General features: G+C 68.8%; 7 protein-coding genes and 1 pseudogene. 6 read left to right on the top strand and 2 right to left on the bottom strand.

The window, feature by feature from the left end; translation table 11 throughout:
• Positions 1-305: 305 nt before the first annotated feature.
• Positions 306-872 carry a hypothetical protein gene (locus AOK03_RS38525; RefSeq protein ID WP_055570008.1) on the bottom strand — a complete coding sequence of 189 codons (567 nt, stop codon included), beginning with the start codon at positions 870-872 and terminating at the stop codon, positions 306-308.
• Positions 873-1,143: 271 nt separating this feature from the next.
• Here AOK03_RS38525 and fmt point away from each other — a divergent pair, with 271 nt between their 5' ends.
• The 4 genes from fmt to AOK03_RS44685 all read left to right on the top strand — a co-directional run bounded on the left by fmt (position 1,144) and on the right by AOK03_RS44685 (position 5,800).
• Positions 1,144-2,088, top strand: coding sequence for a methionyl-tRNA formyltransferase (gene fmt / locus AOK03_RS38520; protein WP_055570007.1), 945 nt, complete (start codon positions 1,144-1,146; stop codon positions 2,086-2,088).
• Positions 2,089-2,121: 33 nt separating this feature from the next.
• The gene (locus AOK03_RS38515) at positions 2,122-3,567 is read left to right on the top strand and encodes an RsmB/NOP family class I SAM-dependent RNA methyltransferase (protein WP_055570006.1); all 1,446 of its coding nucleotides are present in this window, start codon (positions 2,122-2,124) and stop codon (positions 3,565-3,567) included.
• Positions 3,568-4,407: 840 nt separating this feature from the next.
• Complete coding sequence (locus tag AOK03_RS38510; RefSeq protein ID WP_157869205.1) at positions 4,408-5,067, top strand: hypothetical protein; 660 nt, start codon at positions 4,408-4,410, stop codon at positions 5,065-5,067.
• Between the two features lie 61 nt (positions 5,068-5,128).
• Positions 5,129-5,800, top strand: coding sequence for a DUF6338 family protein (locus AOK03_RS44685; protein ID WP_055570004.1), 672 nt, complete (start codon positions 5,129-5,131; stop codon positions 5,798-5,800).
• A gap of 294 nt (positions 5,801-6,094) precedes the next feature.
• On the opposite strand, the gene AOK03_RS38500 is transcribed toward AOK03_RS44685, so the two are convergent.
• Positions 6,095-8,830, bottom strand: a complete 2,736-nt coding sequence (locus AOK03_RS38500) for a CHAT domain-containing protein (RefSeq protein WP_055570003.1) — start codon at positions 8,828-8,830, stop codon at positions 6,095-6,097.
• A gap of 60 nt (positions 8,831-8,890) precedes the next feature.
• Here AOK03_RS38500 and AOK03_RS38495 point away from each other — a divergent pair, with 60 nt between their 5' ends.
• Together AOK03_RS38495 and AOK03_RS44680 are read left to right on the top strand one after the other, a co-directional pair.
• Positions 8,891-9,619: a hypothetical protein gene (locus tag AOK03_RS38495; RefSeq protein WP_055570002.1), complete on the top strand. Its 729-nt coding sequence runs from the start codon at positions 8,891-8,893 to the stop codon at positions 9,617-9,619.
• Between the two features lie 980 nt (positions 9,620-10,599).
• Positions 10,600-10,914: pseudogene (locus AOK03_RS44680) on the top strand (hypothetical protein); the annotation flags it as partial.

Raw genomic sequence — 10,914 nt, 5'->3', positions numbered from 1 at the left:
GTGGGAGCGGGCGCTGATCCGGGTGCCGCCCGGCAGCGGGGCCGCGCTCGCCGCCTCACTGAGGGCGGGACAGGCCGCGCGGATGGCGCGGGGGGCCAAGGGGACGCGGGAGGCGGGCGGCGAGCCGGTGCGGGTGCGGGTGGATCCGTTGGACATCGGCTGACCTGAACGCCCCGGCACCCCGGCGTATCAGTGTCCCGGAACGGTCCTGCCGGGCCGTCGAGCGCGGGCGGACGCGGCGTGCATGAAGCTGCCCCCTCGTTCCTTGGCGGAGGAGCGAGGGGGCAGCGGTCGGGTGGGGCGGGTCAGCCGTTGCGCGGGCCGGGGAAGGCGTTCGGCCTGGGCTCGTCGCGGAGCGTGGGGCTGCCCGCGGTCGGCTGGGTCGGCATCGTGCGGGCCGCCGGCACCGACGGCAGCGGGACGCCGACCGGAAGGGGACGCGTGGCCGTCGACGTCACGGTGGACGTCACCGCGGGAGTGGGGGTCTCCGCCGCGCGCTCCGCCTCGGCCGCCGCCTGTGTGGTGGCCCGTCGCGCGCCGTAACGGCGGTGGACCGCCTGCTTGGTGACGCCGAGGGCCGAGCCCACCGCGTCCCACGAGAACCCCAGCGAGCGGTCGAAGTCCACCGCCGCGGTGACCAGCGTCTCGACGCTGTCCCGGAGTTCCTGGGCGAGACGGACGGTCGGGGCGGGGGCCCGCCCGTACACGACGAAGCCCGCGGACGGGCTGGAGCGGCGCGGGCGGTAGACGTTGCCGAGCTGCGCGGTGAGGGTGCGCAGCGCGTCCACCTGCCGGCGGACCCGCTCGATGTCCCGCACCAGGAGGTGCAGGCTGGCCCGTGCCTGGGCGTCGTGGGTTGCGTGGTCGGCCATGAACAAGCCTCTCGAACCGGCGTTGAAAAGGATCGGGCCGCATCCGCGGCCCGTTGTGGTCAACTCTTTCTTGACCAACGCGCTAGTTCGTGTGGGGTCACGGTGCAGGGGCGTATGCGCATATGCACAGGGCGCGCGCCCATTCGTACGCCCCCGGTGAGGGCGTCGCCCTCGTGTGGGGAAGCCCGCCCCGGGCAGGGCCCCGAGGCGGCCCATAGACTGGTGCGCTGCCGTCGTCCCACCCTTGACCAGAGATCCGAGGTACCCCCCAGTGAAGCTCGTCTTCGCAGGCACTCCCGAGGTCGCAGTCCCCGCACTGGACGCCCTGATCGCCTCCGACCGGCACGAGGTGGCCGCCGTCGTGACCCGTCCGGACGCGCCCGCGGGACGGGGCCGCAGGCTCGTCGCGAGCCCGGTCGCGGAGCGCGCCGCGGAGGCCGGCATCGAGGTGCTCAAGCCCGCGAAGCCGCGGGACGAGGACTTCCTGGCGCGGCTGCGGGAGATCGGCCCCGACTGCTGCCCGGTCGTCGCCTACGGAGCGCTGCTCCCGAAGGCCGCCCTGGACATCCCGGCCCGCGGCTGGGTCAACCTGCACTTCTCGCTGCTGCCGGCCTGGCGCGGCGCCGCGCCGGTGCAGCACGCGGTGATGGCGGGCGACGAGATCACCGGCGCCTCCACCTTCCTGATCGAGCAGGGGCTCGACTCCGGTCCGGTGTACGGCACGGTCACCGAGGTGGTCCGGCAGTCCGACACCAGCGGGGACCTCCTGACGCGCCTCGCCTTCGCGGGCTCGGGCCTGCTCGTCGCGACCATGGACGGCATCGAGGACGGCAGCCTCAAGGCGGTGCCGCAGCCCGCCGACGGCGTCACCCTCGCCCCGAAGATCACCGTCGAGGACGCCGAGGTGGACTGGGCGGCGCCCGCGATGCGGGTGGACCGGGTCGTGCGCGGCTGCACCCCGGCGCCCGGCGCCTGGACCGTGTTCCGCGGCGAGCGGCTGAAGATCATCCAGGCGGCGCTCGTCCAGGACCGCACCGATCTCGCGCCCGGTGAGCTGTCCGCCGCCAAGAACAACGTGTACGTGGGGTCCGGATCGCACGCCGTCGAGCTGCTCTGGGTCCAGCCGCAGGGCAAGAAGCCGATGCGCGGCGCGGACTGGGCGCGCGGGGTCCGGATCGCCCCGGGCGAGCAGGTGGGCCGGAGCGACGTAGGCTGAGTGGGTTCGACCCATTCCAGCAGCGGAGCACCTTTGAACGACCAGCCGAACCGGCGTCCCCGTAAGCCCTCCGGGAAGTCCGGCAAGCCCTACCGCCGCCCGCAGAAGGACCCCGTCCGCTTCCTCGCCTTCGAGGCGCTGCGGGCGGTCGACGAGCGGGACGCGTACGCCAACCTCGTCCTGCCGCCCCTGCTGCGCAAGGCGCGGGAGAAGGGCGACTTCGACGTGCGTGACGCGGCGCTCGCCACCGAGCTGGTCTACGGGACGCTGCGCCGCCAGGGGACGTACGACGCGATCGTCGCCGCCTGCATCGACCGGCCGCTGCGCGAGGTCGACCCGCCCGTCCTCGACGTGCTCAACCTGGGTGTGCACCAGCTGCTCGGCACGCGCATCCCGACGCACGCCGCCGTCTCCGCCTCGGTGGAGCTGGCCCGCGTGGTGCTCGGCGACGGCCGGGCCAAGTTCGTCAACGCCGTGCTGCGCAAGGTCTCCCGGGACGATCTGGACGCCTGGCTCGAGCGGGTCGCGCCGCCGTACGACGAGGACGCCGAGGACCACCTCGCGGTGGTCCACTCACACCCCCGCTGGGTCGTCTCGGCGCTGTGGGACTCGCTCGGCGGCGGCCGCGCCGGGATCGAGGACCTGCTGGAGGCGGACAACGAGCGGCCCGAGGTGACGCTCGTGGCGCGCCCCGGCCGTGCCACCGCCGACGAGCTTCTCGCCTCCGTCGGCGAGGACTCCGCGCTGCCCGGCCGCTGGTCGCCGTATGCCGTGCGGCTCAGCGAGGGCGGCGAGCCCGGCTCCCTGGAGGCCGTGCGCGAGGGGCGCGCGGGCGTGCAGGACGAGGGCAGCCAGCTGGTCGCGCTCGCGCTGGCGAACGCCCCGCTGGAGGGTTCCGACGAGAAGTGGCTCGACGGCTGCGCGGGCCCCGGCGGCAAGGCGGCCCTGCTCGCCGGGCTCGCGGCCCAGCGCGGCGCCGCGCTGCTGGCCTCCGAGAAGCAGCCGCACCGGGCCGGGCTCGTCGCCCAGGCGCTCGCCGGGAACCCCGGCCCGTACCAGGTCATCGCGGCCGACGGCACCCGTCCGCCGTGGCGGCCCGGCACCTTCGACCGGGTCCTGATGGACGTGCCCTGCACGGGCCTCGGCGCGCTGCGCCGCCGCCCCGAGGCCCGCTGGCGCCGTCGCCCGCAGGACCTGGACGGCTTCGCCCCCCTCCAGCGCGAGCTGCTGCGCAGGGCGTTGGAGTCGGTGCGGGTCGGCGGTGTCGTCGGGTACGCCACGTGCTCGCCGCACCTCGCCGAGACACGGGCCGTCGTGGACGACGTCCTCAAGCACAACGGCGGCGCCGCCGAACTCATCGACGCGCGGCCCCTCATGCCGGGCGTCCCGGCGCTCGGCGACGGACCCGACGTACAGCTCTGGCCGCATCTGCACGGGACGGACGCGATGTATCTGGCGCTGATCCGGCGGACTGCCTGACCGGTGCGAGCTGTAGGTTCGCAATTCGGATGTCCCTTTCTCCTTGGTGGTGGCCCTTGTCCGGCCCATGGGCCACCGATGTGAGACGAGCGCTCGTGTTCTGTCGCATAGAAACGGTGGGATACCCGCGCGTTCTCGTTCGTGTCGGCGGATTCTCATCGAGTCACGCACGACGGAATGCTGGGAGGACTGCGGTGCCGGTCGGGGTAAAACTCCTCGGTACGGATGACTCATCTGCACTGCACCGGAAATGGTGCAGTCGGGTATCGAAACTCTCCGAGTAACTCGGACAGCACGGTGAATCTTTTGGTGAGTCTCAACATGGATGCCGAGTGCTGGTCGCGGGACTCATGTGGGTGTGAGAGCTTCGCACGCTACGCGCCTAAGGACAGGCAGCGTATGTGCGGGTAGCTCGAGGCGGTTGAAGTCGGGAAGGCGTGTGCGCGAGAAGGCCGGGCGTGCCGTGGCAGAGTTGTCCGGCTTGGTGGAGCGCCGCGAGGCAGAGGCCAACGTCCGCGATGTCCGCGGGCCGCCCGGAGGGAGTGGCACACCCGGCACTTGGGGTGTCCAAGTGCCGCTATTGGCGGCTCCGTGCCGGATGGCTGCTTGCCCGGACGACTTCTGGCGGGCGCTTCCAGATCATCGTGCCCGCGCAGTTACGTGTTGAGGAAGTCGCCCGTCTGCTTTGAGCATCTCACGGACCATCGTCCCAATCTCGCGAGAGCCCAGCCCAAAGGCCAACCTCCCCTGCGACGGGATGCCGCGACAGGCCGCTGACGCTCTGTTGCCTGTTTGCCGCTTGCTGTTTCCTCGGGGCGGTGTAGCTGCGATGCTGCTCGCGTGATGCTGAAGACGCTGTTGCTTGCGGGCTTCTGGGGCGGGTTCATACTGGAGATACGTGCCCTCGACAGATTTCGCAATGAGGTACGGAAGCTGCCTTCCGGATTCGGTACGCATCCCGGGGCGGAACTTGTGCATCCGGGAATGCGGCGCTACCGGGCTTGGTGCAGGTTCCGCGCGGCGCTGATGCTCGTAGGCGTGTGCGTCATGTCGCTTCTCATCGCCGTGGCGTGGTTCGACGGCAGCTTGGAGGGGGACGAATATTACACGCCTCTGCTGGCGCTATTCCCCGTGATCGTCATGATGCCCAGGCAGGGGCGCCGAGGAGTTCGCAGCGCACTTGCCGTTGCCCTCGTGGTGGTGGGTGAGGCGCTCGTCCTCTGGGCCCATCCGAACCAGCTGCCATACGTCGGCGCGGCTTTGCTCGTAATGGGCCTGGCATTTTTCGCCGAACTAGCCATCGGAGCAGTCTGGGCAGGGGCGGCTGCGGCCACTTTCTATGCCGCAGCCATCTGGAAGCAATCGGTACTCGAGGCATGGGTAGCGGCCAACCGGCCGTGGGTAGCCGGTGGTTGCGCTCTCATTTTTCTACTGTTGGCGTTGGTGTTGGCGTCCGTCGGAGGCCCAACGGCGGCCCGTCGGAGAAGTACGCTGAAGTGAGTTGACGCGGCGTCAAGCAGGCGGCCTGCGAGGAAGATCCAGAGGAACAGGGGGGCACTTCATGGGGCAAGCCCCGTCGTCGGTCCTTCAGATTGCTCTCCTGGTTCTGTTCGTGCTCCCCGGGCTCACATATCAATTCCTGAGGGAGCGCTGGCGCGGACCTGTGCCAGGTGAACAGAGTCTGGGGCAGCGCATGGTCCGCGCCGTCTTTGCATCGATCCTTTTGGACGCGGTGTACGCGCTGGCCGCCGGCCCCCAGCTCCTTAGACTGGCCCGGGGCGAAGGTCACTCGGGCTGGACCGTCCTGGCCGAACGGCCGCGGGTGGCGGCCCTAGTAGCACTGCTGCTGTTCGTGGTTGTCCCGGCCGTTGCCGCCTGTGCGGTGTCTTGGTGGGAACGGCGGAAGCTACGCAGTCGCTACAGCGTCACGGCAACCGCCTGGGAGCACATGTTCCGTGACCGGGCCCGCTGCTACGTCAGGGTGCGGCTCAGGGACGGCTCGTGGGCGGGGGGCCGCTACGGACACGGTTCGTACGCGACATCGTACCCGCAGCCAGCCGAACTCTACTTGGAGGAGTCCTGGCGCATGGCACCCGACGGTAGCTTCGTCGCGCCGGTAGTCAACTCAGGAGGTCTGTACGTGAGGTCCGCCGACATAGACCTCCTGGAACTGGTGCGGGAGCAACTGCCCCCCGATGCGCCACCTGTGCCAGGAGTGGGACGGGGATCTTGACCACGAAGGTCGGATGACGGATGTGAAGGAGAAGACAGTGACGAGTCCGGCAAGCGACGGCCCCGAGCCGACATCCGGGTTGACTCCGGCCGAACTACGATTCCTCGACGACCCCGGCGAGGCTAGGGGCCACGCTCCGCGGGCGCTGCCCGATGACGCCCCGATGGGGCCGCCGCCCAGCGGTCCCGCAGGCGTCTCACCGCCGACGGGAGCACCCGGGGTCAGTGCAGATGCGGTGAACGAGCAGCCCCCGCGGAATCCCGAGGACGAGTGACGCGGTGGGAGGGGCGGGCTTCACGCGCCGAAATGGACGTGGCCTGCCCACAGCGCTGGGAAGTTCGGATAGTTCGACCGAGCGGCGAGAGTCGCCCTGTGCATTGCCAGCGCCACATCCACAGGGGTGTGCGGGTCGCGTGCCATGGAGGCGACCTCCGTGTAGAAGTCCTGGACGAACTGCACAGCGGTGTTGTCCCACGTGGACCAGAGTGTGGCGATGACGTGGGAGAACCCGGCCAACTGGAACGACGAGGCCACATGGATTGCCTCGTCGAGGAGCCGAATGCCGGTCCGGGCGGTGTCACAGGCCGACAAGTAGGCGACATGCGCCTTGCTCAGGTCGAGCAAGGAGATCGTCCTCCAGTCGAAGGGTGACTGCTCATGGTCGTGGAGCAGCAGACGGTTGCGGGAGGACGTCTCGGGGTCGGTCACGCCGTGACAGGCAAAGTGGGCCCAGGTGGAGGCAGGGAGCGCCTCCTGGATCCGTTCGGCGGTGGCCTCCGCGTCGGCGAACGACAGTGCCTGGGGGAAGCAGCCACGGACGATGTCAGCCTCGGGGCCCGCGGCAGGTAGTGGGCGTGCGCCGGGTGTCCTGGACAGAGCTACGACGAGGACGTGCTGCGTGGTTGGCCGTGGCCGTTGTCGTGCTTCGACGAGGGCTCGGGCCGTGGGAGCGTATGAGGAAATGGCTCGGTCGATGAGCGTGAGGGGCTCGACGGCATCGCGGGTTGAGTGGTGGCCTGCGGCATGGAGCGGAAGCAAGGACATAGGACCAATGGGGATCCACCAAATGTGCTGCCACGGCTCTCCTTGCCCGTGCGGCTCCAGACCCAGGTCGCGCACGACGGGTTGCACGATCCATGTCCACAGCCAGACGAGGACCTGGTCGACCCCGGCTTCGCCCTTCGCGGTGCGCAGCGCGCTCAGCCCGTTCTGCAACAGCCAAATCTGTTCGGCAACCGCTTTGGGCGTGACGGCTTTCCGGTCCAGTGGCAGCGAGTGGACTCCCTCAGCAGTGACCATGATCGCATCAGACCCGTATTTGCTGATATTGACGTATACGACGGGTCCCTCCGCAGCCATGCGTGTCAGATCGTCCCAGTCCAGGGCGTGTGCGAAGTCGGTGAACCCATGGAGAGCCCGGATGCGTCCGAGCAGGGACCGCCGATCCGCCATCGAAGCGCCCGGGGTTCTCATCAATCGGACGTACTCCGCTGCGATTTCGGGGTGCTCGTCCCGTAACGAGCGCGCCTTCTCCCGTGCCTCCAGGCCGTGAGCGAGCACGATGCCCCGGCCGTCCTCCAGGAGAGCGACGGCTTTGGCCGGTTCGCCCGTGGCCACCGCGCAGCTCGCAGCCGCAGCCGCCACCCCACTGCAGCGGCCGAGTCTGAACTCTTGGTCGATCAGAGGAAGTTCGGTGGGCGCGAACAGGGGCAGCAGCGCGATGACGCTCTCAAAAGCCCGCACCGCCTCATCGTTCTCACCCTCGCTCGCCGCGCATTGGCTCCACCACAACCCGTTCACCAGACGGGTCGCAACGTCGGCCGAGGGATGGTCATGGGCTTCACGCGCCAGGGCTAGCGCCTGTTCGAGGTCCGTATGGTCACCGTGCTCCTCGAATCGACGGTGTGTCAGAGACGCCAAGACCGTGAGGGCTCGCGCGCGTAGTGGATGTTCGCTTGGGAGGCGGCTCAAGGTCGACTCGACGAAGGTCACCGCTTCGTCAAGATCGGCTGGGTCACCGCGCCGTTCGAACCGACTCTTGAGGGCGAGGGAGAGGTTGTGTGCTGCGCTGGAGTACAAATGCGGACGCTTCTTGATGCGCCTCACGGCCCTTCTGCCGGCCTCTACGGCGTCATCCAGATCAATGAGGCTCCCTCCCGCGCTAGACCGCTGCACCAGCCGGTGACACAGGTTGGCCTCGTCGATCGCGTTGGCGCGCAGCCCTCTTCGGCGGCGGGAAGCCGCTTCCCGTTGCAGTTCCACCGCCTTGTCCAGGTCGTCCAAGGACTCCGTACGCTCGTACTGGGCGGCCCATGCGGCGCTCAGGGAACGAAGGCACGCCACGCGGTCGACGTGCCGTGAGGGAATGATGGACAGAGCGAGGCTTCCGGTCTCCAGAGCCGCCTGCAGATCCGCGCACTCGCCGTCCCTCTCGTACCGCACTCGCAGAGCCGTGCTCAGTTCCGACAAGAGCCGGGCGCGGTGCGGGTCCTTGATGGATATCCGGGTGGCCGCGTCGTGGCCGGTCTCGATGGCGCGGTCCAAGTCTACGGTCTGGAGCGTATGCCCGTACCGAGCGCGTAGTGCGCCGACCAGATTGGCGACATGATTGAAGTGGTGCGAGTGCCCCCGGCTCTTGCGCACCGCATGCGTGAACTTCCCGATGACCGCATCGAGATCTTTGAGATCCCCGCGCTGCTCGTAGACGCCTGCCTGCCATCTGCCATCGGCCGCCAAGGTCGATGCGATGTGCGGACTGTACTCGGAGTCGCGTTGCAGGCGCCGACGGTCGAAACACCCTCTGACCGCGGCAGCCAGCTGCCAGACGATGATCAGTGCTACACACGCAGGCAGGAACCAGCCGTCCAGTTGTTCGCCTTTCAGGTGCCCCAGGGAATTGCCGAAGAGTAGAACCCCCGCGAATGTCCCGGACCAGCGCTGCCAGGGCTCGACGCCTCTGTCCCCAACGAGCCGGCTGGCGGCCGCGACGCCCACCCCGAAGACAGCGGCCACTTCCCACCACAACGTCATGGCGTCGCATTATCGTCGATCGCGGGGCCGGTCAAGAGTCCACCAACGGGGAGTTCAGGCTTGAGGAACTTCGAGGAACCACCCAGCAGCGAGGAGCCGCAAGACCCCCTGGCGCTCTTCAAAGCGAGGGACCTCGGGGCCATGCGCGTCCTGGCCCGCCACGTCGCTCCACTTCGCACCGATGTCACCAACGCCGTCTGCGAACAGCTGCCGGGTGCCTCCGGAACGGGCGTGTCCTCCTGGCTGGCGGTAGCGATGAGCCAGCACCTGTCGACCGCGCCCGATGCGTTGGCCGACCTTGAACCAAGGCTCGCGCCCGATCATCTGGCCAGTGTGCTACTACCGGGCCTCATGCTCTATCCGGTCTGGTACGAACTGCGGTTGCCCGCCCGCCTGGAGTCAGCCCCTGAAGGGGACCCTCGGCCGACAGGCGCGCTGCGCGCATTCCATGGCGAGGCGCAGCGAGAGGTCGACCGACTGGTCGGTGGCTTCCTCAGGATCGGCACTATTGAGGAGATGCGCAGGCAACAGGCTGATGTTTTGCGGGAGTTAGGCGCAGAAGCGGATGAGTGGGCCTCGCCGGCCTGGGGCGGATGGGCCCTGTTGGGTTTTATCGACGCTGTCCGGACGCATCCCACCCTTCCACGCCCGGGCCGAGCGCGGTGGCGCTTGCCGTGGAATCGCGCACGCGGAAGAGCAGCGGGAGTGGCCCTTCAGCTGGGCGAAGCCCTACTACTGAGTACGGCGCTCGCGCTCCTGGAGGCGGACGGACTGACGTCCCGCCCATGAGCCTTCTCTACCAGCCTTGTGGACTGGCCCGTGAATTGCCAGGCTCCGACAGCCTCTATCGCAGCCGCTGGCCCGGCACGCGGGTCACACCTACTGGGAAGACTCCCTTGAGGTCACTAGCAATCGGGCGCTGCGCCCTCCACGCGCGGATGTGCCGATCGACGGCGTACCACCTCGTGCGATCAGTACCAGCGTCCCGAGCTTGGCTACTACACCCGCGACGTTGTCGAAGAGCTCTGCGGCGGCGATGACCAGCAGTGACGTCAGCGATCCTTCCGGGCCAGCTTAAAGCCGAAGGCAGCCCGAGCACGGCGGCGCACAGTGGATCCGCTACAGGGCGACGACGCCTGCCAGTGCGAGTTCGGGATTCAACATCTGCCAACGGCCTACGCGTGTGCCGAAGCGGACTCCGACGCCGCGCAACGCCTCCTCCGACGAGTGAGGCCGATCCATGCCCGGCTGCACATCAATGCGGTGCACCTTGTCGACGTCACTGCGGACCCGCAGACCAGAACGATCACCTGGGAGAGAGTGACGCGGGTCCCTCTTGGCACAGCTCTCTGACTCCACGGAGACACACGGAGCCTCCGCGCGGTGGGCCGGGCAACGGGAAGGACAAGACCGTGAGACAGAATGCCGGGCCAACTGAATGAGACAACGCGAGAACACGCAGGTCGTCACGACGGAACAGAACATTCCAATTGCGAACCTACACGAGTGTTGTAGGCCCGCAATCGGAACGTCCCTGTCTCAACGACGATGGCCTCTGTCCGGCCCAAGGGACGCCATGGTGAGACGAGCCTCGCCCGTAGGGTCGTCCTGTCGCGCGGCTGGGTTTTCCCGGTGCGGGTGCCCTCCAGGGCGATCGCCAACGCATCCGACCGAAAAGGACTACTGCGGTGCAACGACTGGGGGTTGGGCGGCTGGGCCTCATGCCACTCGTCTTGGATTCATAGGCCGTAACCCGTGAGACTGTTCTCGTGACGTCCCGTATCCCGCGTGACTCCAGGCTTCAACTCGTCCGCGTACGGCCCCTGGCCGCAGCTGCCAGAGCCGTGACCCAGCGGCGCCAACGCCGCCCTGCACCCCGCCCTCCGGAAGGCACACCGGCCCCGGCGGAACTGGCCCGCATGGCGCGCTCCGATCTGGCCGCCGCCCTCCGCATCGCCCGTTGGGTCCTCGACTCTCCTGGTCCCGACCACGACGGCGTGGCGTTGGATGACGCGGGCAAGCTATCAGGCGCGACCGCCGAACGGGCGGCGAGGGAGCTCGCCCTGACCTCCGCTCAGGTCCGC

Source organism: Streptomyces atriruber (assembly GCF_001418325.1).
GTDB lineage: Bacteria > Actinomycetota > Actinomycetes > Streptomycetales > Streptomycetaceae > Streptomyces > Streptomyces atriruber.
This window is presented reverse-complemented; position numbering and strand designations above follow the sequence as displayed.

Coding starts and splice junctions, on each gene's coding strand:
- AOK03_RS38500 (WP_055570003.1), bottom strand. CDS start 8,830: ATGACGTTGTGGTGGGAAGTGGCCGCTGTCTTCGGGGTGGGCGTCGCG.
- AOK03_RS44685 (WP_055570004.1), top strand. CDS start 5,129: ATGGGGCAAGCCCCGTCGTCGGTCCTTCAGATTGCTCTCCTGGTTCTG.
- AOK03_RS38525 (WP_055570008.1), bottom strand. CDS start 872: ATGGCCGACCACGCAACCCACGACGCCCAGGCACGGGCCAGCCTGCAC.